Origin of the sequence: Microcoleus sp. Pol14D4 (assembly GCF_036701245.1) — a bacterium.
GTDB lineage: Bacteria > Cyanobacteriota > Cyanobacteriia > Cyanobacteriales > Microcoleaceae > Microcoleus.
This window is the reverse complement of sequence record NZ_JAUBQM010000021.1, coordinates 20761-46367: the sequence shown is the minus strand read 5'-3', so window position 1 is coordinate 46367 and position 25607 is coordinate 20761. Positions and strand designations below refer to the sequence as shown.

Genomic DNA, 25607 nt, shown 5'->3' with positions numbered 1-25607 from the left:
TTATTGACAATCAAGCAATTTGATCCGGTTAAAAATTTGGTTCAGTTCACCATTTGGGCGATCGCCTCAACAAGGCTGTAGCTGCCTCACTGTCGAGAGGTTTAGAGAAAAAGTATCCCTGACCGTACTCGCAGCCGATCGCCCGCATTTGAGCCAATTGGACGGCGGTTTCAACACCTTCGGCCACTACCTCCATGCCCAAACTGCGGGCCAGCATGACGATCGCCCGCACAATTTCCAAATTTTCGCCCATTTCCCCGATGCGGGTAACAAAAGAGCGATCGACCTTCAAAATATTAATCGGGAACTTGTGCAAATAACTCAGAGACGAATAACCAGTGCCGAAATCATCAATACACAGCCCGATACCCAAATCTCTCAACTGCGAAAGCATCGCCGCCGCCGCTTCCCCATCTTCCATCACCACAGTCTCAGTAATCTCCAACTTCAAACAGCGAGCATCAACACCCGTTTCCTGCAAAACTTGCTTAATTTGTTCGATGGATTCCGGTTCCGCAAACTGCCTCCCGGAAAGATTTACTGCGACTGTCAGCGGCGAATTTCCCACAGGTAAATTCAAACTCTTCCACTTAATAATTTGGCGGCAGCTTTCGTTCAAAACCCACAAACCCAAAGGCGTAATTAACCCCGTTTCCTCCGCCATCGCAATAAATTCCATGGGGGAAACTAAACCCCTTTCCGGGTGCAGCCAGCGCACCAGCGCCTCAAATCCGATAACTGAACCGCTTTTTAAACAAACGATCGGCTGATAATAAACAGTAAAAGGACATTCCAATTTTAAAGTAGGCAATGGCGACTTCGGACGCTCCAATCTCCGATCCGTTTCACTCATCGGCGAGTTTTCCGCCGCCGTCCCACAGGCGAAATCCACTATGGAATATTTCAAATTTAGTTCTTCAACCGACTCCCGCAAATCGTGTTCCAAGTGCATCAAAGCCACAGCTTGAGTGTGCATCGCACTGGTAAAAACTTCGTAGCGAGCTTTACCGAGAGCTTTGGCGCGGTACATCGCAATATCAGCATCGCGCAAAATATCTCCCGGCCACTGATATTTGTTGGTACTCAAAGCAATGCCGATGCTAGCAGTAATTAAAACTTTATTACCGTCCAAATAAAGCGGTCGTTCGATTGTTTTGAGAATTTCCTTTGCTTGGGCGATCGCCTCATCAACACCGTGAATTTCATCCAGCAAAATCACAAACTCATCTCCCCCCAGACGAGCCACCGTATCGCCCGGCCGCAAACAAGTCAAGAGACGGCGAGCCACAGCGACCAAAAGCCGATCGCCCATGCGGTGTCCCTGACTGTCATTAATCACCTTAAACCTGTCCAAATCCAGAAACAGCACCGCAAACTGATAGGTCGGATGCCGTTGGGCGCGGGCAAAAGCTTGGCCCAACCTGTCAGTCAACAAAGCACGGTTCGGTAACTCTGTCAGCGCATCGTGCAAAGCATCGTGCAACAATTGTTCTTCAGCCATCTTGCGCTCAGTCACGTCGTGACAGTTAACCACAATTCCCCGCACCGAAGGTTCGTTGAGCAAATTCGTCGCCACCGCTTCCAACACGCACCACGAACCGTCCTTGTGTTTCACGCGGTATTCCGCCATTCCCTGGCTAACTCTCGGCTTTTGCATGACACCTTTGAACACTTGATCCACTATTAGCAATTCGTCAGGGTGAATCAAGTCAAATATAGATCTGCCGAGGACTTCCCCCGTCGGGTAGCCCAAAATCCTCTCTAGGGAAGGAGATACGTAGCGGCAAAAGCCTTTCTCGTCGAGAATCACAATAATGTCTCTAGCATTTTCAATCAACGATCGAAAGCGCTTCTCGCTTTGCCGCAGCTCTTGTTCCGTGCGCTTTTGGTCGGTAATATCGGTATTCATGTAAATCAGACCGACAATTTTCCCCGTGCGGTCTTTAATAGCATCGGCCCGCAGCAACACTTGCAAAGTTTTACCGCTTTTAGTGCGGTTGGTAATTTCACCACACCAAGAATAACCCTGGGCGATCGTGTCGAGTACCTCCCTGGCGACTGGGGCGTCAGCAAAAACTGCCGATATACCTCCGGCTAGTTTAAATTCCTCTGCGGTGTCCCATTCAAATAGCTGAGAAAACGCTTGATTTTGATAAATGTGAGTGCCGTTCGCATCGCTGATGCCGATCGCGTCACTCGAACTTTCCACCGCCTTGCGAGTCAGCACCAGAGCTTCTTCTGCCCGCTTGCGCTCGGTAATGTCAATCCCTACCAGACAAGCTGCTTTGCCGCGATCGTACTTTTGAGCCACAATCAAATAGTATCCTTCCGACTCTCCCGCCTCGGTTTGTACCTTAACGTTGAGTTCTTTAACCGCTTCCGTAGCGTCGCTGCCAAAAAACTCCACCACAAAAGAGTTAAAATCCGAGCTAGCGCCCAGAAAACCAATATCTTGACCGACAAAAGCCGACGGCCGCAAACCATGCAGTTTGGCTAAGTGCTGGTTAACCCCCAAATAGCGCAAATCCGAGCTAATCCAAGATACTGTTCCCGGAACTGCTTCCAAAATCGTCTGCAGTTGGTCGTTAGCTTGCTGCAATGCTTCGTGCACTTCACAGATGCGTTCCGACAAGTCCGACTGAATCCCTACGAAATGAGTCAAATTAGCGCTGTCGTCTCGCACGGGAGATAGCGACAATTTGCTCCAAAAAGGAGTGCCGTCTTTGCGGTAATTTTTGATTGTTGTCTGGATTTCTCGACCTTGGCGCAAGGCCTCGCGGATCTTAGCTACGGTAGTTCGATCGGTATCCGGGCCTTGCAAAAATCGGCAATTGCGCCCCAAGATTTCATCGGCGCAGTAACCTGTCATCCGTTCAAAGGCCGGATTGCAATAAATTATGGGACAGTCGGGTGCATTGGCGTCAGCAATAACAATGCCGCTGCTAGTAGCTGCCAAAGCTCGATCGCGTAGCCACAGGTCTTCTGACGCAGTATGGCGATCGCCGACATCCCCCACTTCACCTAAATTAGAAATTGACTGGTTCTCCCGATCTCCCATCAGCCGAACTTTCAAGCAAACCTTTACAATTTCCGAGTTGTTTCTTACTGTAACGTTTTTCAGGACTCGCGCAACGTAAATTGTATCTGGGCATTTAAGTAAGCGGGATTTCACCTTAGTTGCTTGGTATTTTCTACCCTTGCTGTTGGGCATTTAAAAAAGCACATCTTCACATCCGCAGTGCAAAACCCTCTATTCTTCTCCCCCTCAGACTCTCTCCCCCTCTTCCCTTCTCCCCGCGCCCTGGCAATCACGATCTGCTGCAGCTTATTTAGCAGGAGTTGCAGCTTGAGAACTCGGCGGCGCAATATTAATTAATGGCAAAGTTCCGCCTCCTCCCATTACTGTCGGAAACTGGCCGTTCCATTTTTCAATTGCTTGCTGCTGCAAAATTTCGGCTGTTAATGTTTGCCGCTGCAAGCGTTGAGCTTCAGCTTTACCTTTAGCACGGTTAATTTCCGCTTGAGCATCTTGGGTGGCTTTTTTAACTGTAAATTCTGCTTGTTTAGCTTCTTGTTCGGCTATTTGTTTGGATTCGATGGCTTTGCTAAATTCTGGAGAAAAGCCAAAATTTATTAACGAAACATCTCTGACAATGACGCCGTAAGGCTCCAAGCGCTTTTTGAGGCTGTTGTCGATTTCTGTTTTTAGTTCCGTGCGCTTAGTGATAATTTCTTCTGCGGTTTTTTTAGAAGTTGCTGCTTTGAGAACTTCCGAAATTGCCGGACTCAGAATGCTGGTAACAATTTGTTCTTCGTCTCCCACTTGTTGGAAAATTTGATTTACTTTGGCGGGGTCAACATTCCAGTTGACTGCCAAATCTGTAGTAATGCTTTGCAAATCTTTGGATGCTGCATCTGCTTTCAAATCTGTTTTTTGTACGCGCACGCTGATAGTTTTTACAGAGGTGACGATCGGTAAAATTGGGTGGATGCCTTCATCTAAAATCGCGTCTTGAACTTTGCCGAAGCGCATCACGACGCCGCGTTCCCCTGCGCCGACGAGGGCAAAAGGTCTTAAAATTAAGGCGGCGATGATGAAGACGATGCCACCGACGATGTAGAGAGCTAGGTTATACTGAACATTTTGCATGGTTTTCATATGTTTATTCACCAATGTTGTGTTACTTGATGTTAGTTTTCTATCCGATATTATCTAAGATTATAACTTCATGTTAAGGGTGAAACAACTCATAAATTCATTGATTTTTTTTCATAAAAGTCATATATTTGCGAGGGTCTGGGGACCTCTTAGCTCGATGAGCGGGGATGAACAATGGCACTTGTAGCTGGGTGAGATTATTAATGAATAAATGTTTCAAGTATCTTGACAATGAGGATAAAATTAGATAAAGAAGAAGTAAATAAATAGCTCGCGCGCTCTCAGACAACGAATAAAATGGCGATCGGAAAGAAAAAGCTTTCTAGAAAGCTAAAAGATCGGCATCAAATAGGTATTTTTTGTAAATTTTGAGTAGAAAATTGGAGGCGCGTGCCGATAAAACCTTTGGGGGTTGGTTCCAGCACAAGCGAAAGATAGAATTTCACTCTCCGACCTACAGACTCTATTGGTAGAATTGGCATCAGCCCGCATTTCTCAACCCTCCTGAGTAGAAAAAAAGACTCCTTGGGCAGGCTAGGAATTTATAGCTACAAACGATAAAAATCTGAGTTTAAAAATGCCTGAAAATAAGTTAAGCTTAGATGAGAACGGTTGAAGAAAAATCAAAATGTTGCAGCGACACCCTTGGCCGCAGACAGTTGAAGAGGCGATCGCCATTCAAGAACAGCTTCGGTCAGAGGTAATTACCACAAATCAACTGGACACAGTTCGATACGTCGCAGGCGTAGATGTCGGCTACGACAGTGCAAACGACGTATCGCAGGCCGCTGTAACAGTTCTGAGCTTTCCCGACTTGCAATTGCAGCAGCAAGCTGTGGTTCGCAGTCCTACAACTTTTCCTTACGTTCCGGGTTTCCTGTCTTTTCGAGAAGTACCGGCAGTCCTTGAAGCTTTGGAAAATATCAGTTTGAGGCCAGACTTGATATTGTGCGACGGTCAAGGACTAGCCCATCCCCGCAGGTTCGGTCTTGCCTGCCATTTGGGGGTTTTGACAGGGATTGCCACGATCGGAGTTGCCAAAAATCGATTTATCGGAGAACATTTAGAAGTCGGACTCGACCGCGGCAGTTGGCAACCCTTGCTGCTGGAGGGATCAACGGTAGGAGCAGCGCTAAGGACGCAAACAGGAGTAAAACCGATTTATGTTTCGATCGGTCATAAGGTAAACTTGATAAGTGCGATCGAGTACGTCCTGCGCTGCGCCCCAAAATATCGCTTACCAGAAACAACTCGATCGGCAGACCAACTAACATCGGGATAACTGGCAAGCGCGGAAGGCATCAAAAAAAAAGTAAAAAGACCAAACAAGCATCCCTCTTTGGACTTTTAATTTTTGAGGTGGCGCGGTTAAGTCGAAAAATCCTCTGAGTCTACTGCCAATCAGCTTTGGGTTCCATCCTTCCAGCGAACTAAAGAATGACTATACCTGAGAAAGAGGTATAAAAGTTGGGGGGGTTTATAGAATGATTGAAAGACAGTAACCAGCTTAAAACATTGGCGGCTCTAACTATAGTGCCCGGGCGTGAACTATTTTTAGTTCACATTTGTAAATTATGAAAGATTCATCCTGCGAGTTAAACCAAAAGCTTAGATTCGTCTGATGAGGTTTCATAAATTACCGTCGGATATCTCACCACTGACTGGAAGTAACCATGACAGTGGGAGGCGAAGGCGCGATCGAGCTAAAAAATCAGAAAAAAACAAGGAGACAGTCATGGCTGAGAAAAGCAAACGCGGATTCGCTTCTATGGATGCAGAAAAACAGCGCGCAATTGCTAGCAAAGGCGGAAAAGCTGCACACGAGAAAGGAACTGCACACGAATTCACCCCTGAAGAAGCCAGACAAGCTGGTCAAAAAGGCGGCGAAGCTGTCAGCAGAAATCGCGAACACATGGCTCAAATTGGTCGCGAAGGCGGTCGGAAAAGCCGCAAGAGCGAAGCTTAAGTCTCTCAAGGCTGGCCCTGTAATGAAAGATTGCACAGTTGCAGCGTGAGAGATAGCACTAGGACAGTGAACGTTTGAGGAGGTTGGGCGATCGAAGTTACCGAGGTAGTTCCATCGCCCAACTTCCAAAATTCGTCACTAGCGCCCCAAACCTTCGCAAATCTGGAAACCCCACAGCAATTAGTTTTTAGTAATCGCTGCTCAATCTTTAACAGCAAAATTTTAACAAAGGTGTACTGGGGTCAATAATTTTGTGGGAAAGAAAAGCTGGCAAGCGCGAGCCAGTCTCTCAAAAAAAGCCAATGCGAGCACAAAAAGCCCCGAAGTCGGGGCTTTTTGTGCTGCACATAATATTTTCAGAAGTTTGAGCGAGTCCGCGTCAATAATTCTAATTAAGTTTTTTGGTGAGGAAGTCCGTCCTCAAAATAAATCAGCTAATATTTTTTTATATTTTTGAGCAAACTAGACAATCATGACAAACCAGCTCACTCTAGCATGGTCAGAAGCTGGGGTGCGTCAAACTCAGACAATTCAAAACGGACAGCCGAGCAAAAATCCGGGAAGCGTGAGGCTCGGACGCGATCCGGCGAAGTGCGATATAGTATTTTCGCATCCCAGCGTATCGGCTCTGCACGTTGAAATATTTTTTAATCAGGAATTGCAGGAGTATGCAGTGCGGAATTTGCGCGAAAGCAATCCGCCCCTGGTAGATGGAAAAATTCTCGCCCGAGGCGAAGCAAAATTGAAATCGGGAAGCCACATCCATTTAGGCCAACTGCAAATTGAGGTGGTGAATGTGACCGAGGTGCAGGTAGCCGCGCCCCAGACAGTTTTGCTGTCTGGACCTCCCGCACCTGGTAACTTTCAGCCGACGGGGCTTTCAAAATATGGTTTGCAATGTCCCAAATGCAGCCGAATTTCGCCTTACGCGCAGTTGAATGCGGGGTGTCCGTGGTGCGGTACTTCTTTGGCGGCGGCGGCGAGTGTGGTCATCTCTCCGTGAGAGTGTAAAAAAGGGAAAATCGGGCTATCCGCTAAACACTCTCAACTTCAAAAATCTTTTTTTGCAGAAAGCTCAAAGCCGACGGCTGATGTTTAAAAAATAATCATGAATTCTCAACCCTTGCGCCTGCGACTGACTTGGACAGATACAGCTACGGGGGATTGTCGATCCCCCATACTCGACTTACCCATCGCTTTGGGACGAATTTTTGAAGCTATGCCCGCCACAATCAACGGGAAACGAGTTTCTCGAATTGCCCTCAGCAGCAGTCAAGTTTCTCGCTTCCACGCAGTGATTGGCACCGAAGGTAACAGTATTTTACTCACTGACACGGGTAGCCGCAACGGTACTTTTGTTAACGGCGTTCGCCAAACCCGGTGCGTGCTGGCAAACGGCGATATGCTGCAAGTTGGGCCCTACGCGATCGGCATTTCTTTTGCTGTGAATTCCCCAGAAACGCCGTCGGTCAATTTTCACATTTTCTTTAACCCGCAGACCAATGGGCCAGACCCGGCATTGGGCCAGCCAATAATGTTGCAGCTTCCTCAAACAAGTAGTAGGGAAGAATTTCCGCCGATCGCATTTTTGCAAGCTTCTCAAGTGTCAATGCGATCGCTCGAATCTAGGGGACTCCCTGTGACAGAAGTTGATTGGGCTGCCGTTGGCGGCGGTTTGGGCAGCTTTATTTGGGTGGATTTGCTGAGAATTTGCGGCGTGAAAATCGATCGAATTGCGGTTTTGGGCATGGAAAAGCAGCCTTACGCCCGCTACCTGCGCCTGTGCCTGAATTCTCAAATTCCGCTGCGGGAACGCCTGCGATCGAATTCTGACTCTTGTCCAGACAACATTTGGGGGTGGCCTCCCTATGCTTTGCGGGAAGCTGGGCAGGAATTGCGGAAAGGGCGTTTGGGGATGTCGTTGAAGTTGATGTGGCAGGTGTTTGCGGAACCGACTTTTGCCGAAACTTATACGCCTCGCGCGGGGAATGTGTTTGATTCTATTGACAGGGAAGTCGATCGAATTGGGTGGAATCAGATGTTTCGCTACGGTAGAGTGCGGGGAATTCGCAAAACAGATGACGGCAGGTACGCGATCGCTTATTCTCGATCGGATGCGGATCACCGCGAGCACGCTTTTTTAATCGCCAAATACGTACACTTAGCCACCGGCTATCCCGCCATTCAATTTCTGCCCGACTTGCAAGCTTACCGCGAAAAAACCCAGGATTTTGAGTCGGTTGTCAACGCTTACGAAAAGCACGACGGCGTTTACGAAAAATTGGAGGCCAGCGGCGGCAGCGTGTTAATTAGAGGCCGGGGAATTGTGGCTTCCCGCGTGGTGCAGCGGATTTACGAAGCGCGGCAGCGGAACCGCAACATTCAAGTATTGCATTTGATGCGATCGCCCAAACCTCAAGGTAACAAATTTAAACTCGCTCAGCGCAGGGTCGAAAATCACTACGAATTTCAACCTTTCAACTGGCCAAAAGCTTGCTGGGGCGGGGAACTCCGCGTACTTTTGGAAAAAGCCGCCCCCGAATTTCGCCCGCAGTTGCTTACAGACTGGGGCGGAACTACGACAGCCCAGCGCAGCGACTGGCGGCGGATTGTCAAAGAAGGCTTAAGTCAAGGATGGTATCAAATTACCTTCGGGGAAGTCGAGCGAGTCGAGCGCGACAGTCAAAACCGCACGGTGACGTACATTCAGGAGAAGGAACTCAAGGGGCAAATTAAGTTAGAAGCTGATTTTATTATTGATGCTACGGGTTTGGACGCTAAGGTAAAAACCAGTCCGCTGTTAAACGATTTGGTAGTTCAATACAATCTTCCCCTCAACGGTTTGGGGCGGCTGAGTGTTAACAACGATTTTGAAGTCCCCGAATTGCGGAATTCTTCTGGTAGCAACACAGAAGGCCGGGTATACGCAGCAGGCGCGATTACTTTGGGAGGGCCTTACGCGCCCGTAGACAGCTTTTTGGGCTTGCAATACGCCGCCTTGCGTTCGGTTGAAAGTCTGGCCGCCAACCGAGTTCCGGGTGTGCGGAAATTGAGCGTTTGGCGATCGTTCGTGCAGTGGTTGAAGTGGATTTTCAATAAATCTCCCGACTAACTGCAAGGAGGAAGCTCGGCAACAAGCAATGTAGGGGATTTAATAGATTTAAACTAGCTTTGCTTTCAATCTAAAATCTAAAATCTCAATTAAAAATCGAACAATTTTGCCATGTAATCTAAAATCTAAAATCTAAAATCTAAAATCGCATGACTCCCACCTTATTCGGCCGCTGGCAAACTCGGTTATTGCTATTTGCAACAGTAGGCGTTTTAGTAACCCTGCCCTTTTTTATAGGTTTAATGACATCCAAATCCGGCTCAATTTTTTTCTGGATTTTAGGGTATGTCGCGATTTTTGGTTTCGGCTGGGATGCTTTATATATATACATCCAGCAGTTCCGCTGGGATCGAGATTGGCCCGGTGCATTTCAATTGCTCGCCGGAATTTGGGAAGCACTTTTTGTGTTATTTTTAATCAAAGTTATCGGTTTACCGGGGATATCTGCACAAGATTTTGACTTGGGAGCTTTTGCTTTGCATTATAGTTTAGTGTGGCTGGCTATTTATCTGGCGTCGCAAACACTGATGCGGATTTTGTTTCCCCACTGGCGTTTCCGAGGCGGTGAATGGTTTTAAGAATAGTTTTGAGTATAGTAAGGTGCGCAATACGCACCAGTAGGGGAACGGCATTGCCGTTTCCGGCGGGATCTGCGACTTTTAATAATAAAAGGTGCGCATTGTGCACCCTACAGAATTTATAGTAAGGTTCAGCGCTCCCTCCGCACCCGACAGAATTTATAGAAAGCTCAACTCAAAATTTCTGTGATCCTTCAATGCACCGTCCTCCTTGTATTTTCTCATTTTTTTCGGGTTCTGGCTTGCTCGATCTGGGTTTTGAGTCGATCGGCTTTAATGTAGCGTATGTCAATGAAATTTTCCCACCTTTCATGCAAGCATACCGCTATTCTCGGCAATGCCTGAATTTGCCGCTACCAGAATACGGATATTGCGAAGGAGAGGAAGCAGATGTAACTCGACTTGTAGGGGGAGAAGCAGCTTTTCGCCTGCGGGAATTGATGCAGGATGCCCGCAAGCATCACGATATTGTGGGGTTTATCGCGGGGCCGCCTTGTCCTGACTTTTCTATTGGTGGCAAAAACCGAGGTCAAGAAGGAGATAAAGGCAAACTTTCCGCTTCATACATTGAATTGATTTGTCAGCAGCAGCCAGATTTCTTTTTATTTGAAAATGTCAAAGGTTTGTGGAGAACAAAAAAACATAAAGCTTTTTACGATGAACTAAAACATCAGTTGGCGGATTCGGGATACGTTTTTGCCGAACGTTTAATTAATGCAATAGAATACGGGGTTCCGCAAGATAGAGATAGAATTATTTTGATTGGGCTTAGAAAAAACCTTGTCAAAAATCTGGGCATTTCCCTAGAGGAAAAAAACCAAATGTTAGCAGAAAGTTTATTTCCTTGGCAAAGTCAGGTATTATATCCCAAATCAGAAATTTTTTCTCATCCTTGGCCTGATAGAACAGCCTTTGCAGATGATTGTTTCGTGCCTTGTCCTGATGGCATTCCCCAAGATTTAACGGTAGAATTTTGGTTCCAAAAAAATGACGTTCTCAACCATCCCAATGCCAAACACTATTTCCAACCCAAAGCCGGCCTTAAGCGGTTTGCTTCCGTTGATGAAGGAGATGATTCAAAAAAATCTTTCAAGCGATTGCACCGATGGCGTTATTCGCCAACCGCTTGTTATGGCAATAATGAAGTTCACTTGCACCCTTACAAACTTCGCCGGCTTTCTGTTGCAGAAACACTGGCTATTCAGTCACTGCCAAAAGATTTTGCACTGCCAGCAAAGATGACGTTGACTAATATGTTTAAAACTGTTGGCAATGGAGTTCCTTATTTGGCTGCACAAGGTATTGCCAAAACAATTTTACAGTTTTTACAGACAAAATAAATAGATAAATAAGCGCAAAAGTATTTCAGAAACCCGGTTTATTGCTAGATTTGTCGTGACTAATCCCAAAACTCGTAGAAGCCGGGTTTCTAGACCCCTGTAACAGTTAATTGTTGCGCCTCACACACGCTAGAGATTGGTGAACGCCGTTGTTTAAATGAACTCATAAAAAGAAATATTCACAAATGGTTTAGACTTGTTATATAATAGTTGGTTAAGGTTGAAAACCTATATTTTTTATTGCCTGCAATTCGCCATGACCGTTAAACCCCGCCGCTATCACATCACTACTTTCGGATGCCAGATGAATAAAGCCGATTCGGAACGGATGGCCGGCATTCTGGAAAATATGGGCTTTGAGTTCTCGGAAGACCCGAACGAAGCTAGCTTGATTCTCTACAATACTTGCACAATTCGCGATAATGCCGAACAAAGAGTTTATTCTAACCTCGGAAGGCAAGCTCATCGCAAGCGCCAAGAACCGGGTTTAACTTTAATTGTAGCTGGATGCGTGGCGCAGCAGGAAGGTGAAGCGCTGCTGCGGAGAGTGCCGGAATTAGACTTAGTAATGGGCCCGCAACACGCTAACAGACTTGAAGATTTGCTGGAACAAGTTTTTGAGGGCAATCAAGTTGTGGCGACTGAAGCTGTTGAGATTATGGAGGATATTACTAAGCCGCGCCGCGACAGCAAGGTGACTGCTTGGGTGAATGTAATTTACGGCTGCAATGAACGCTGCACTTATTGTGTTGTGCCGAATGTTCGCGGGGTTGAACAGTCGCGAATGCCGGAGGCAATTCGCGCTGAGATGGAAGATTTGGGCCGTCAAGGTTACAAGGAAGTAACTTTGTTGGGGCAAAATATTGATGCTTACGGACGCGATTTGCCGGGGACAAAACCGGACGGCAGCAACCAGCATACTTTGACGGATTTGCTTTATTTTGTGCAGGATGTGCCTGGAGTCGATCGCCTCAGATTTGCTACTAGCCACCCGCGCTATTTTACGGAGAGATTGATTAAGGCTTGTGCTGAATTACCGCAGGTTTGCGAACATTTTCACATTCCTTTTCAGTCGGGAGATAATGATATTTTGAAAGCGATGTCGCGGGGCTATACTCAGGAAAAATATCGCCGGATTATTGATACAATTCGCCGTTATATGCCGGATGCTTCGATTACTGCCGATGCGATTGTCGGTTTTCCTGGGGAGACTGAAGCCCAGTTTGAGAAGACTTTGAAGTTGATCGAAGACGTTGGTTTCGATTTGGTGAATACTGCGGCTTATTCGCCTCGCCCTGGGACGCCGGCGGCTGTGTGGGAAAATCAGTTGAGTGAGGAGGTGAAAGCCGATCGCCTGCAACGAATCAATCATGTAGTCACAACAACGGCGATGGAACGATCGCAGCGCTATTTCGGACGCACTGAAGAGGTTTTGGTGGAAGTCCAGAATCTTAAAGATTCAACTCAGGTGATGGGACGCACTCGCGGCAATCGCCTCACATTTTTTAAGGGCGATATTGCTGAATTGGCGGGTAAAATTGTGCGGGTTAAAATTACAGATATTCGCGCTTTTAGTTTGACGGGGGAAATGCTTTAAATAGCACCGGAATGAGATAGGGGACGGCTTACTGGTGAACTTTTCTAAGAAGATGTAATTTTTTTTACCGCAGAGAGCGCAGAGGACACAGAGGAAGAGTGGAAGGGAGGAGATAAGTAGTTTTAAAGCGGTTCGTATGTGCCTTAGTTGCGCTCTCTGCGTGTATATTTGTCGAAAAGTGCTAGGAGTATTGAAAAATGACAAAGATGCGGATCGGGCTATTGTTCGGGGGGCGATCGGGCGAACACGAAGTCTCAATTAGTTCAGCGCGGGCGATCGCCCGCGCCCTCGCTGCTGAGGAAAATGCCTCTAAATACGAAGTTCTGCCCTTTTACATTCAAAAAAACGGCCGCTGGCTGTCGGGAACATTACCTCAACAAGTCTTAGCCACCGGAAAACCTCTGGAAATAGAGGAACAAACAGCAGAAGATGATTCTCCCGCTGGACAGTTTCCTAATTTTAATGCCGTAGATGTTTGGTTCCCTGTTTTGCACGGGCCAAACGGCGAAGACGGTACGGTGCAAGGATTGTTGAAATTATTGCAAGTTCCTTTTGTCGGTTCCGGGGTTTTAGGTTCGGCGCTGGGAATGGATAAAATTGCGATGAAAATGGCTTTTGCTCAGGCTGGTTTGCCGCAGGTAAAATACATCGCTGTCAACCGTTCCGAAATCTGGTCTAATCCTTGCGTTTTCCCCAAATTGTGCGATAAAATTGAAGCAGAGTTGGGCTATCCTTGCTTTGTAAAACCAGCCAATTTGGGTTCGTCTGTGGGAATTTCTAAAGCTCGATCGCGCCCTGAATTAGAAGCAGCTCTCGACAGCGCCGCCAGCTACGACAGGCGGATAATTGTCGAAGCGGGTGTGGTGGCTAGAGAATTAGAATGTGCAGTTTTAGGCAACGATAACCCCAAAGCTTCTACCGTAGGAGAAATTACTTTTCAAAGCGATTTCTACGACTACGAAACTAAATATACCCAGGGACAAGCAGACTGCTCAATCCCGGCAAAAGTCAGCAGTGCGATCGTCTCGCAAATCCAAGAAATGGCAGTACAAGCATTTTTGGCTGTAGACGCGGCAGGTTTAGCGCGAGTAGACTTTTTCTACATTGAATCAACCGGAGAAGTTTTGATTAACGAAATTAACACTTTTCCCGGCTTTACAGCTACCAGTATGTATCCGCAAATGTGGGCAGCGGACGGCATTTCTTTCCCTGAATTAGTAGACCGTTTAATTCAATTAGCTCTTGAACGGCACGGGGAAAAAGGTTGAATCGCGCGCTGCAAAATGCTGCCTTGCCAACAGCAAAAAATATTTTTTTCGCAGGTGATATATCCATACCAGCGGAAACGATATAACATGGTTGTGGCAGGCACTGCCTGCCAGCAACCCAATTTCCGCTGCGGGTCGAGCAACTGGGAATTTTCAGCGGTCGGGTATAAATAAATGCAACATAAAATGGTTAACGGAGAAGGGCGAATAGCAGTGTCAATCTCACATCTTGCATCTCAAATTTTAACTCGGTTAACTTAGATGAGACGTTTCACTCAACTGCCGCAGTGGTGGACTTACGGACTGGTATTTCCCCTAGCGGTACTCAACTGCTGGTTAGCCCTCCTAGTCTTTGAATATTTTCGCGCCCTGATTACTGTTTTGGTAGTGGCTACAGTGCTGTCTTTTTTGCTAGATTATCCAGTGCGCTTTCTGCACAGATACGGTCTGAAGCGCGATCGAGCAGTTTTGTCGGTATTGTTTTTGACTTTACTGGTATTGGTGGTTTTAGGTGTCACTCTGGCCCCGATTCTGCTAAACCAAATTACTGAACTTGCCACCCGACTGCCGACTTGGATAGTTTCTGGCACAGAACAGATTGAAGCGTTCCACAAGTGGGCGGAGAATCGCAATCTCCGCATTGATGTGAGCGGTTTGACTACCAAATTGAGCGATCGACTTTCATCTCAATTGCAGTCACTCACTGGCGAAGTTCTCAAATTTGGCTTGGGTGCTGCTGACGGCCTGTTGAATTTCCTCCTCACAATAGTCGTGACATTCTACTTGCTCTTGCACGGCGATCGCGTCTGGGAAGGTTTGTTTAAATGGTTTCCTTCCAAGCTAAGCCTTCAATTGCGAGAGTTGCTGGCGCGAAGCTTCCACAACTACTTCGTCGGGCAAGCAACTTTGGCAGGTTTGATGGGACTGTCTATCACTGTTGCTTTTTTAATTTTGCGAGTTCCCTTCGGACTTCTGTTCGGTTTGGGTGTGGGTGTAATGACTATGATTCCCTTCGGGGCACCTTTCAGTATTTGCATTGTCAGTTTACTGATCGCATTAAACAATTTTTGGCTCGGCGTTACAGTTTTAGCTGTCGCTACAGTAATTGAGCAAATAATTGAAAGTGGGGTTGCTCCTCGTCTATTAGGCGGTTTTATCGGTCTCAATCCTGTGTGGATTTTAGTGTCACTGCTGGTAGGGGTTAAGGTGGCAGGAGTAGCAGGTTTGTTAGTTGCGGTGCCGATGGCTGGTTTTATTAAGAATACTGTTGATATTTTGGAAAGATCGAGGAACAAGTCGAGGGAAATCGATTCGGTTAGTTCGATTGAACCTATGCAGCAATAAAATTCCTCCATAGGGTCAAATTTGAGATTTGAAGAGAATTTTTGCAGGCTATTTAGACTTAGATGTAGTTGGTACTTTAGCTTGAGGCTTTACAGTTTTTGTTACTTCATGCTTTAGGGTGAGGCTTTGCGGTGCTTTAGCTGCTAGCCTTTCTGGATGCAGGCGGGGTCAAAACCCCGTTTCTAGGTTAACGTCGATCGCTCACAACAAAGATTTTGCTTAGAAACCAGGTTTTTTTGAGTGCAGGATAGTTGTTGACTTCGGATATAAATCCTGTGAAAAATTTGCGGGAAATACGGAATATGCGAGCCGGCTAGCGTAGTTTGTATTATCGCACTCAGACACCAATTCGCCAGTGCAGACCCAGTTCGATGGCACTCAAAAGCTCGATTTCACAAACAATTTGCCTGCGACTGTCCGGTTTCTACCCCAGCTTGTAGGGTAAACCCCACCAGTCAAGCAGAGATCATCAATGCTTGAATTAAAATTAAACAACCTTAAGTTGTAATTAAATTACAGTAGGTGCTAAAAATGCAAAATCCTAATTATAACTCTTGCTCTAACTCCCACCAACTCAATACTATGTCAACCAAAAATATGCCTGCTACCACTGTGCGTTCTAGCCATTTCTCGTTGCCGAAAAAACTGGCTTTTTTATCCCTTGTTTTGCTCGGCTCCACCGCAACGGTTGGGTGCAGCGCCCTAACTTCTCAAGTTCCTGGAAGTTCTAACGCCATCAAAGCTGAACCTTCAACTACAGCGCCAATCTCAGCATTGCCTGCGAATATACTGCCCTCTCAAGACTCTAATTTTGTCACTAAAGTTGTGCAGGAAGTCGGCCCGGCAGTGGTGCGGATCAATTCGTCCCGCACGGTGAGGAATCAAGTTCCAGATGAGATCCCCGAGCAATTCCGCCGCTTCTTCGGCCCGGAATCTCCCATTCAACCGGGAAATCGGGTAGAAAGGGGTTCGGGTTCGGGTTTTGTTTTTGGTTCCGACGGCCGCATTTTGACTAACGCTCACGTTGTTGACGGTGCAGATACGGTGACGGTAAAACTGAAGGATGGCCGCGAATTTGTCGGCAAAGTTTTAGGCGTAGATACAGTTACTGATGTGGCTGTTGTTAAAATAGAAGCTAACAATTTGCCTGTGGTGAATTTGGGCAAATCTGAAGAGTTACAGCCGGGAGAATGGGCGATCGCGATCGGCAATCCCCTCGGTTTGGACAATACTGTGACTGTGGGCATTATTAGCGCTACAGGCCGTTCTAGCGCCGATGTAGGTGTTCCTGACAAGCGCGTCAGCTTTATTCAAACCGATGCTGCGATTAATCCCGGCAATTCCGGTGGTCCGCTGCTGAACCAGCGCGGTCAAGTTATCGGCATGAATACGGCGATTATTCAAGGCGCTCAAGGATTGGGTTTTGCAATTCCGATCGATCGAGCACAACAAATTGCCCAGCAATTAGTAACAACAGGAAAAGCCCAACATCCTTATCTCGGCGTTCGGATGTTGAGCATTACTCCCGAAATCAAGAAAGAATTTAATCAAAATCCCAACACCAAATTGAGGCTGACTGAAGATAAAGGCGTGTTAGTTTTGGGAGTTGCGAAAAATTCTCCGGCGGCACAAGCTGGAGTTCGCCTTGCCGATGTGATCAAGAAAATCAACGGTAAAGAAGTCAGCGATGCTGGCAGCGTACAAGAAATTGTCGAGAAAAGTACAGTGGGCAGCGATCTGCAGCTTGAATTGAGCCGCGGCGGACAACCTGTTACTGTGGCGGTGAAAGCGGGTGCTTTTCCAGCGGATCAGCAGCAGTAGAATTGTTGATTGAAACTTAGATCTTGCACCATTGTCCATAATCCTTTTATGAACAGGTAAGATGCCCGTTCCACAAAAGATTAATTTTCTTGTGGAACGGGCCGAAGAGCCCGTTCTTGAGAATGGTGCCAGAGGTGAGTTTTAACCGGATTGTGCTGTGAGACGGTTTCAACCCCCGGCGGGATGTGGGGGGGTACTCATTGTTACCATAATTTATATGGGTTATTAAGAGGTAGAAAAATGGCTAACATTAATCGGAGGCGTACTGAAAATATTAACGGTAACTTTTATGTAGACAGTACCTGCATTGACTGTGATACTTGTCGGTGGATGGCACCTGAAGTATTTGGTCAAGCGGGAGAACAGTCTGCGGTTTACCACCAGCCAACTAATGAAACTGAAGAAATACGATCGCTCGCGGCTCTGTTGTCTTGTCCCACAAGTTCCATCGGCACTGTAGAAAAACCCAAAAGGATCAAAGAAGCCCAGCAACTGTTGCCCGCAGTCGTAGCAGAAAATGTCTATCACTGCGGCTACCACTCAGAGAAATCCTACGCCGCAGCCAGCTATTTAATTGTCCGTCCTGAAGGAAACATTTTAGTTGATTCTCCCCGTTTTGTCCCGCCGCTAGTTAAAAATATAGAGGCAATGGGCGGCATTCGCTATCTGTACTTGACTCACCGCGACGACGTGGCAGATCATCAACAATACCGCGATCATTTTGGGTGCGATCGCATTCTCCATGCTGACGAAATTAACACGGGTACTCGCAGTGTAGAAATTCAATTGTCGGGCAGAGAACCGCATCAAATAGCAGATGACTTGTTGATTATACCTGTTCCCGGTCACACGAAAGGTCACACAGTTTTGCTTTACAATAACAAGTTTTTGTTCACCGGCGATCATCTTGCTTGGTCGGAAAGAGTGCAGCAGCTAGTTGGCTTTCGCCAAGTCTGTTGGTATTCTTGGCCGGAACAAATCAAATCTATGCAGAATTTGACTAATTACTCGTTTGAATGGGTGTTGCCGGGACACGGCCGCAGGTATTATGCCGATCGAGAAACAATGGGCGAGCAAATGCAAAAGTGTATTGCTTGGATGGTAGATGCTTAATAGTTGAAAACCCCTTTTCTAGTAGGCAGGTGGAACCAATCCTACACACACTTTGGTCCGATCAGAGGGGGACTGAGAAGAAGTGGGATATTTAAGCCAGATTGGGTATTAAGCCTTTGGAATGGCTACCAAAGTGATAGAAGTAGCGGCAGAATTTGCCTGAACTCCAGCGGCGCTGACACCTAAATCGCTGTGACAGACGATCGCCCCCTAATTCGCCTCGCTGTAAGTGTAAAATTGAGCTTTGGCGGCTGGGTTAAATCCTTTCAAATTCAAGTTGCTGGTCAAATTTTGGCTGGTTTTATTAATTATTACCAGCGTCAAAGCACTGTCGCTTGTGCGATCGGCTACGTAGATTAACAAAAGTCCTTAATCTGTGCTGTGCGATCGCACCGAAGTATCCCCGTACTTACTGCCCTTAGCGTCGTAATTCATGTACATTCGGAAAGAATAGGCCCCCGGATCAGAAGACTTCGGAGGCCCCCACAGCGTCGCTAAATCCACTTGTTCTCGCTCACAAATCCCCCGTAGGTCGCCTTGGTCTAAGGCCCCGTTAATCGACTCCAAACCCCCAATGGTATTCAGTAATTGTGACTTTTGTACTTGGATAATCCTGTTTTACCCACTCTCAAAACGGGGGGGGATAATTGTTACCGACTGATTCTTAAGTGTTGCAGACTTTAACCTTGAGTGTAAGCCTCCATTGGCAAACAAGAACAGACAAAATTGCGATCGCCAAACGCATTATCTATCCTGCCCACCGCGGGCCAAAACTTATGTTCGCGAGTCCAAGAGGCCGGATAAGCCGCTTGCGCGCGAGTATAAGGACGATTCCACTCATCAACCATCAGAGATTCTGCGGTGTGCGGCGCATTTTTCAATACGTTATTTTGCGCGTCAACATTACCGTTTTCAATCTCCGCAATTTCAGATCGAATTGCAATCATTGCATCGCAAAAACGGTCTAGTTCCTGCTTCGATTCGCTTTCAGTTGGTTCCACCATTACCGTACCAGCAACCGGCCAAGAAACCGTCGGCGCGTGATAGCCGTAATCCATCAACCGTTTAGCAATATCTTCAACTTCAATAGCCGCAGATTTTTTGAGCGATCGCAAATCTAGAATACACTCGTGCGCCACCAAACCAGCTTTCCCTTTGTACAAAACTGGATAATAAGATTCTAACCGTTTGGCCATGTAATTAGCATTAAGAATTGCTACTTTTGTCGCCTCAGTTAAACCCACTCCTCCCATCATCCGAATGTACATCCAAGAAATAGGCAAAATGCTAGCACTTCCCCAAGGCGCGGCGGAAACAGCACCAACTGATATTTGTTGACTGTTAACAGTTGACTGTTGACTGTTAAGAATAGAATGACTGGGCAAAAATTCTACTAAATGAGACATTACCCCAATCGGCCCCATTCCCGGGCCGCCGCCACCGTGAGGAATACAGAAAGTTTTGTGCAAATTCAAGTGGCAAACATCAGCACCAAAATCACCGGGGCGGCACAAACCAACTTGAGCATTCATATTTGCGCCGTCCATATAAACTTGTCCGCCGCAGTTGTGGACAATATCGCAAATCTCTTTAATTTCTTCCTCAAAAACGCCGTGCGTTGATGGATATGTCACCATCAACGCCGCCAGTTCATTTTTGTGTTTTTCTGCTTTTTTATGTAAATCTGCTACATCAATATTGCCCTGAGAATCGCACTCTACAGCAACTACTTTCATCCCCGCCATCACCGCGCTAGCCGGATTTGTACCGTGGGCTGACTGGGGAATCAAACAGATATTTCGGTGGGACTCGCCTCGGTGTTCGTGGTATTGACGAATAACTAACAAACCCGCGTATTCGCCTTGGGAACCGGCGTTGGGCTGCAAAGAAATTCCCGCAAAACCTGTGATTTCTGCCAGCCACTGTTCTAGTTGCACGAACATCTTTTGATAGCCGCGAGTTTGATCGCGGGGTGCAAAAGGATGTATATTGCCAAATTCCGCCCAAGTCACGGGCATCATCTCTGCTGTTGCATTCAATTTCATCGTGCAAGAACCCAAGGGAATCATCGAGGTATTTAGCGATAAATCCTTGGCTTCTAAACGGTGCAAATAGCGCAAAAGTTCAGTTTCTGAATGATAGCTGTTGAAAACTGGGTGGGCGAGATAGCTGCTGGTGCGATCGCAAAAATCTGGTAAGGTCAAATATGAATTCAATCCGTCTGCATCCAGCGGAATGTTTAGAGCATTCTCCCCGTCAGCCCTGATATAATCTTTATCCTGTGCAAAAATTTTCCACAACTCTTGCACATCTTCAACGGTGACAGTTTCATCTAAAGTTATTCCCACTGTCGAATCATCGAAAACTCGGAGATTAATTTTGCGAGCTTTAGCAGCTTCTAGAAGTTCTGGCAGCGGTTTGTCTCCCAATTCTACCCGCAAAGTATCGAAGAAATGTTGAGAGCCAATTTTGTATCCGAAACTTCTTAAACCGGATGCCAAAAGTGCCGTTAAACTCCATACTTTCTCAGCAATATCTTTGAGTCCAGACGGGCCGTGATAAACAGCATACATACTCGCCATCACTGCCAGCAAAACTTGAGCAGTACAAATATTGCTGGTTGCTTTTTCGCGGCGGATGTGCTGTTCGCGAGTTTGTAACGCCAAGCGCAAAGCAGATTTGCCGTTGGCATCTTTAGAAACGCCGACAATTCGCCCCGGAACTTGCCGTTTAAACTCTTCTCGCGTGGCGAAATAGGCTGCGTGGGGCCCTCCGAATCCCATCGGCACTCCGAAGCGCTGAGTGCTTCCTACTGCTATATCCGCACCGAATTCGCCGGGGGGTGTGAGCAAGCAAAGGCTCAAAATGTCGGCGGCTACTGTGACTAATGCGCCGACTTCGTGTGCCGATCGAATAAAATCCGTATAGTCGTAAATTGCGCCGTCTGTGGCGGGGTATTGCAGGAGAGCGCCGAAGATTGTACGATCGAACTCAAAGCTTTGATGGTCGCCGACAATTACCTCAATTCCCAACGGCTTAGCGCGAGTTTGCACCACTTCCACAGTTTGAGGGTGGCAATTTTGGGAAACAAAAAACGCTTTTGCCCCCTTCTTGCTGGCGCCGTAACTCACCGCCATCGCTTCCGCTGCCGCAGTCCCTTCATCTAGCAAGGAAGCGTTGGCAATTTCCAAACCCGTGAGGTCAATTATCATGGTTTGGAAGTTCAGTAAAGCTTCCAATCGTCCTTGAGCAATTTCGGCTTGGTAGGGAGTGTAAGCTGTATACCAGCCGGGATTTTCTAGGATATTCCGCTGGATGACGGGGGGAGTGATGCAGTCGTGATATCCAGTGCCGATGTACGATCGAAATACCTGATTTTTTGCCGCAATTTCTTTCAATTCTGCCAAAGCGCTGTACTCGCTTTGCGCTGCGGGAAGTTGTAGGGGTGCAGAAATGCGAATCGCCGCTGGAACCGTTTTGTCAATCAACTCATCGAGGCTGGAAATGCCCAAAACATTGAGCATTTGCTGGATTTCGCTGGGTGTCGGGCCAATGTGCCGGCCCGCAAAACCATTGATGGGGGAAAGGTTTTGCTGCTGACTGGGTTCAAGTTGAGGGCTGTAGAGTACCAAGGCGGATTCTCCTGAATAGACTTTTGCTTCTTTGTTTGTAACATTTTGCTAAGAAAACCAGGAAGATTTTCTGCGTCTATCAAAGTGCGACAGTCCGACAGGGGGTGAAACCCCTGTCTCATAGCTAAAGTCGTCTGAAGACGACTGTAGATTAAGGCGCACTTATCGCCACTCCCCGCGCAACTGGTTAGTATTTCAGTCGTCTAAAGACGACTTGTGCTAAAAGCCCCGTGGGTTTCAACCCCTGGCGGATTGTGGAGGAATCAACGAGTCCTAGGCCCAAATTCCCACTCAAAACTCCCAACTCAAAACTATTCCCCTTCGACCATTTGGCGATACTTCTCGGCGGATAAAGCGTCATCGACTTCGCTGGTGTTGTCAACGCGCACTTTCAGCAGCCACCCGTCCCTGTAGGGGTCTTCGGCCAAATTTTCGGGAGACTCTACAATGTCATCATTGCGTTCTACGACGATACCGGTAACTGGTGCTTTCAAGTCTTCAACCGCTTTGACTGACTCGACTGTACCGAAAGCTTCGCCCTTTTCCAACCCTGCACCGACTTCTGGTAAATCTAGAAAAACGATATCGCCGAGTTGGTCAACTGCAAAGGCACTAATGCCGATGGTGGCAATTTCGCCTTCGAGTCGGATGTATTCGTGAGTGTCTAGGTATTTCAGGTCATCGGGGTATGTTAGTGCCATGTCTTTTCTCGCAATAAAAAAGTATTAGTTAAATCTTATTCAACTATGAGCCTTTAGTGATGGCTAACTGGAACAAAAAAAATATTAAACGCTTGCTTTTCGGAGACTTTTCTGTCAAACGACTTATGCGATCTATAATTTTTATTTACGCATTTCTGTGTTTTTACGGTTTCTTTTTTTCAGAACGGCTAATTTTTCAACCTCCGCCATCTAGCCAGAGTGATAGCAGGGAATTTATCAAAGTTAGCTCAGCTAATGGCGTGAAAATTTCTGCTGTTCATTTTCCTAACCCGAAAGCTAAATATACTATACTTTACAGTCACGGGAATGCGGAAGACTTGGGCGGGATTTTGTGGCTACTCAGAGAGATTCGAGATAGCGGGTTTGCTGTGTTTGGCTATGATTATCAAGGTTACGGCACGAGTCAGGGAAATCCTTCTGAGTATAATACTTATCGTGATATTCAGGCTGCTTACAATTATTTAACCCAACAGTTGGGAGTACCTGCACAGCAAATTATTCTTTACGGGCGTTCGGTGGGGGGTGGGCCGGCAATTGATTTGGCGTCGCGGCAAAAAGTCGGCGGTTTGGTGGTTGAAAGTTCCTTTGTTTCGGCTTTTCGGGTGTTGACACGGATTTCGATTTTACCCTTTGATAAGTTTGTGAATATTGATAAAATTGGCAAAGTTCGATCGCCTGTTTTGGTGATTCATGGTAAGGCTGATGAGGTGGTGCATTTTTGGCATGGAGAGAAGTTGTTTGCAGCGGCGAAGCAGCCGAAATTAAATTTTTGGGTTGATGGGGCCGGTCATAATGATTTGATGGATGTGGCGGGCGATCGCTATGCTGAAACTTTGCAAAAATTTGCTAAGCTAGTAGATGAATCTTCTCGACCAATATGAGCAACGGGCTAGAAGCCCGTTCCACAACAACACATACACTTCACTTTTTTTTCGGTCGTTGCTCCTAGTCTGCCCCTGAATTAATGCTCACCTACTTAATCTAACTGGGGCGGTTTTGCGATTTATAAAATGGTTTTTTCACCACATTAGCCGGATAGTTTTTCCCGCGAATTTCGATTTCTAATTGCTGACCGATTTTCGCTAATTTTGCTGGAACAACCGCGAGGGCTACTGCCCGATTCAAAGTAGGCGATAATGTACCGCTAGTAACCTCTCCTACTGTTTCGCTTTCAAATATTACCGGATAGCCGTGGCGTGCAATGTGCCGCCCCTGCATTTCTAGCCCTACCAACCTTTTTGATACTCCACTCGCTTTCTGCTGTTCCAAAACCTCGCGGCCAATAAAATCACCTTTGCTATCGAGGTGAACTACCCAACCCAATCCAGCCTCTAAAGGCGTGATATTGTCGTCGATATCTTGACCGTAAAGAGCCATTGCTGCTTCTAAACGCAAAGTATCTCTCGCGCCCAATCCGCAGGGAACAACGCCAGCAGCTAACAATTTTTGCCACAGTTCTTTTCCTACTTCGGCATCCACCATGATTTCAAACCCATCTTCGCCGGTGTAACCTGTTCTGGCGATAAAACTCGGCTGTCCCAACAGATTTGTTTCTAAGTGACCGAAAGCTTTAATTGGTGCGAGGCTGTCTTCCACAAAAGGCTGGAGATAGTTAACAGCTTCGGGCCCTTGAATTGCAATTAAAACTTTATCTTCGGAGAGGTCTGTAAAACTGAGTTCGCTCAATTCTAAGTGAGTAGCAATCCATGCTTTGTCGGCGAGGCGAGTGGCGGCGTTGACAATGATTACTGCACGTTCTTCGCTAGTGATAGGGTCGGGTTCTTGGCAGTAGAAAATAATGTCGTCTAAGATGCAGCCTTTGGCATTTAGCAAGACTGTATATTGAGCTTGACCGGGTTGCAAGCGGCTCAAGTCTGAGGGTACTAAGGGTTGAAATTTTTCTCTTACTTGTTTCCCTGTCAAACAGAATTTTCCCATGTGGGAAATGTCGAACATTCCTGCTTGCTGGCGTACTGCTTGGTGTTCGCTGCTGATGCCTGCGTACTGCACCGCCATCTCCCACCCGGAAAAGGGTACCATCCGGGCTTTGAGTTCTAATGATAGGTCGTACAGAGGCGTGCGGGCAAGTTGGCTCGGACTCTCTGGATTGCTGGATTCAGTTGACTTTGCCACAGGTAGCGCTTTGGTTGCGGGTAGACTGTTTTGATTTTACGGGAAAATTGGTTTTCGCGGTGTGTAGCCCGATCGAATTTAAGGACACGGCAATGCTGTTTAGGTACAAGTCGCGATCGAATTTAAGCACCCGGTGGTAATGTTTCGGTACAAATTAGGACACAGCAGTGATGTATCCCTAATCTTGATTAATGGAGAATAGCGGGCTCGAACCGCTGACCCCTACAATGCCATTGTAGTGCTCTACCAACTGAGCTAATTCCCCTTTCTTTTCGCGCTCTCAATCATGCCTTAACTGACCAATATTTGTCAAGCTTTTTGGAGAAATTAGTTTTGAGCCTTCGGCTAGCAAGGCTTTCGGCTTTTTTTTCGCAAAACTCTCCTCGCTTCTGGACAAGGGTCAATTGCCTACTATCATTTAGTAAGTGTGTTGGGATATTTCAGTTAAATGGCTCAAACAAGACCCCATGAGAAAGTAGACGACTAGCAGGGCGGCGGCTGAGACCGCAACTAGAGCACCTGCTAGCATTAGTGAAAATTCCCGTTGCGCGATCGCCTCTTGCATTAAGTGCAAAGACCAGGCAACGAGGGCAACGTCAATTATTAAAATAGAAATCAGCATAAGTTACGATTTGTAACAGCTCACCTATTGTAACAAAACTTTTCGCTCCGTGCAGATAAGCTCAGGCGTATTTAACTTTTGCTGTAAAACCCGGAGGGAGCAGGGGAAAGCTAGTGAGAAAAACTTATAGCTTTTATTGATAATTACAATATGCAAAGTAAATGAGAGCTAGCTCAGCTTTAGAGGTGGCGTTTTTGACT

Annotated in this window: 20 protein-coding genes and 1 tRNA gene; 13 read left to right on the top strand and 8 right to left on the bottom strand. The window is 46.8% G+C overall.

Going from position 1 to position 25607, the window contains the following annotated elements:
- Positions 1–46 precede the first annotated feature (46 nt).
- Positions 47–3058, bottom strand: coding sequence for an EAL domain-containing protein (locus tag QUA33_RS10600; protein WP_445243234.1), 3012 nt, complete (start codon positions 3056–3058; stop codon positions 47–49).
- A gap of 267 nt (positions 3059–3325) precedes the next feature.
- Positions 3326–4159 carry a prohibitin family protein gene (locus tag QUA33_RS10595; RefSeq protein WP_333100634.1) on the bottom strand — a complete coding sequence of 278 codons (834 nt, stop codon included), beginning with the start codon at positions 4157–4159 and terminating at the stop codon, positions 3326–3328.
- Positions 4160–4787: 628 nt separating this feature from the next.
- Between QUA33_RS10595 and nfi the strand changes: the two genes are divergently transcribed.
- The 12 genes from nfi (at position 4788) to QUA33_RS10535 (ending at position 18658) form a co-directional block, all read left to right on the top strand.
- Entirely contained in the window at positions 4788–5441 is a 654-nt protein-coding gene (gene nfi, locus QUA33_RS10590; protein WP_333072842.1) for a deoxyribonuclease V, read from the top strand.
- A gap of 453 nt (positions 5442–5894) precedes the next feature.
- The gene (locus tag QUA33_RS10585) at positions 5895–6125 is read left to right on the top strand and encodes a KGG domain-containing protein (protein WP_006631632.1); all 231 of its coding nucleotides are present in this window, start codon (positions 5895–5897) and stop codon (positions 6123–6125) included.
- A 472-nt stretch (positions 6126–6597) separates the two neighbouring features.
- Positions 6598–7128, top strand: a complete 531-nt coding sequence (locus QUA33_RS10580) for an FHA domain-containing protein (RefSeq protein ID WP_333100794.1) — start codon at positions 6598–6600, stop codon at positions 7126–7128.
- A 105-nt stretch (positions 7129–7233) separates the two neighbouring features.
- Positions 7234–9237 carry an FHA domain-containing protein gene (locus QUA33_RS10575; RefSeq protein ID WP_333148568.1) on the top strand — a complete coding sequence of 668 codons (2004 nt, stop codon included), beginning with the start codon at positions 7234–7236 and terminating at the stop codon, positions 9235–9237.
- 149 nt (positions 9238–9386) lie between these two features.
- The gene (locus tag QUA33_RS10570; RefSeq protein WP_333148567.1) at positions 9387–9815 is read left to right on the top strand and encodes a hypothetical protein; all 429 of its coding nucleotides are present in this window, start codon (positions 9387–9389) and stop codon (positions 9813–9815) included.
- A 197-nt stretch (positions 9816–10012) separates the two neighbouring features.
- Positions 10013–11155, top strand: a complete 1143-nt coding sequence (locus QUA33_RS10565; protein ID WP_333148566.1) for a DNA cytosine methyltransferase — start codon at positions 10013–10015, stop codon at positions 11153–11155.
- 256 nt (positions 11156–11411) lie between these two features.
- A complete protein-coding gene (gene miaB, locus QUA33_RS10560) occupies positions 11412–12752 on the top strand; it encodes a tRNA (N6-isopentenyl adenosine(37)-C2)-methylthiotransferase MiaB (RefSeq protein ID WP_333148565.1) in 1341 nt (446 codons plus the stop codon).
- Between the two features lie 197 nt (positions 12753–12949).
- Positions 12950–14020: a D-alanine--D-alanine ligase family protein gene (locus QUA33_RS10555; protein WP_333148564.1), complete on the top strand. Its 1071-nt coding sequence runs from the start codon at positions 12950–12952 to the stop codon at positions 14018–14020.
- A gap of 261 nt (positions 14021–14281) precedes the next feature.
- The gene (locus QUA33_RS10550) at positions 14282–15364 is read left to right on the top strand and encodes an AI-2E family transporter (protein WP_333148563.1); all 1083 of its coding nucleotides are present in this window, start codon (positions 14282–14284) and stop codon (positions 15362–15364) included.
- 531 nt (positions 15365–15895) lie between these two features.
- The gene (locus QUA33_RS10545) at positions 15896–17185 is read left to right on the top strand and encodes an HhoA/HhoB/HtrA family serine endopeptidase (RefSeq protein ID WP_333148562.1); all 1290 of its coding nucleotides are present in this window, start codon (positions 15896–15898) and stop codon (positions 17183–17185) included.
- 240 nt (positions 17186–17425) lie between these two features.
- Positions 17426–18298: an MBL fold metallo-hydrolase gene (locus QUA33_RS10540; RefSeq protein ID WP_333148561.1), complete on the top strand. Its 873-nt coding sequence runs from the start codon at positions 17426–17428 to the stop codon at positions 18296–18298.
- 192 nt (positions 18299–18490) lie between these two features.
- A complete protein-coding gene (locus QUA33_RS10535; RefSeq protein WP_333148560.1) occupies positions 18491–18658 on the top strand; it encodes a hypothetical protein in 168 nt (55 codons plus the stop codon).
- Between the two features lie 9 nt (positions 18659–18667).
- Here the strand turns inward: QUA33_RS10535 and QUA33_RS10530 are convergent, their stop codons facing one another.
- From QUA33_RS10530 to gcvH, 3 genes are all read right to left on the bottom strand, one after another.
- Positions 18668–18865, bottom strand: coding sequence for a hypothetical protein (locus QUA33_RS10530; RefSeq protein WP_333148559.1), 198 nt, complete (start codon positions 18863–18865; stop codon positions 18668–18670).
- Between the two features lie 113 nt (positions 18866–18978).
- Complete coding sequence (gcvP, locus tag QUA33_RS10525; RefSeq protein WP_333148558.1) at positions 18979–21930, bottom strand: aminomethyl-transferring glycine dehydrogenase; 2952 nt, start codon at positions 21928–21930, stop codon at positions 18979–18981.
- Positions 21931–22241: 311 nt separating this feature from the next.
- Positions 22242–22631: a glycine cleavage system protein GcvH gene (gene gcvH / locus QUA33_RS10520; protein ID WP_333067642.1), complete on the bottom strand. Its 390-nt coding sequence runs from the start codon at positions 22629–22631 to the stop codon at positions 22242–22244.
- Between the two features lie 59 nt (positions 22632–22690).
- Between gcvH and QUA33_RS10515 the strand changes: the two genes are divergently transcribed.
- A complete protein-coding gene (locus tag QUA33_RS10515) occupies positions 22691–23533 on the top strand; it encodes an alpha/beta hydrolase (protein WP_333148556.1) in 843 nt (280 codons plus the stop codon).
- Between the two features lie 100 nt (positions 23534–23633).
- Here QUA33_RS10515 and gcvT read toward each other — a convergent pair whose 3' ends face one another.
- The 3 genes from gcvT to QUA33_RS10500 form a co-directional block, all read right to left on the bottom strand.
- Positions 23634–24785 (bottom strand): glycine cleavage system aminomethyltransferase GcvT, encoded by a 1152-nt coding sequence (gene gcvT, locus QUA33_RS10510; RefSeq protein ID WP_333148555.1) that lies wholly within the window; start codon positions 24783–24785, stop codon positions 23634–23636.
- Positions 24786–24977: 192 nt separating this feature from the next.
- A tRNA-Ala gene (locus QUA33_RS10505) sits at positions 24978–25050 on the bottom strand.
- A 153-nt stretch (positions 25051–25203) separates the two neighbouring features.
- Positions 25204–25407 carry a hypothetical protein gene (locus tag QUA33_RS10500; protein WP_333079270.1) on the bottom strand — a complete coding sequence of 68 codons (204 nt, stop codon included), beginning with the start codon at positions 25405–25407 and terminating at the stop codon, positions 25204–25206.
- Positions 25408–25607 lie beyond the last annotated feature (200 nt).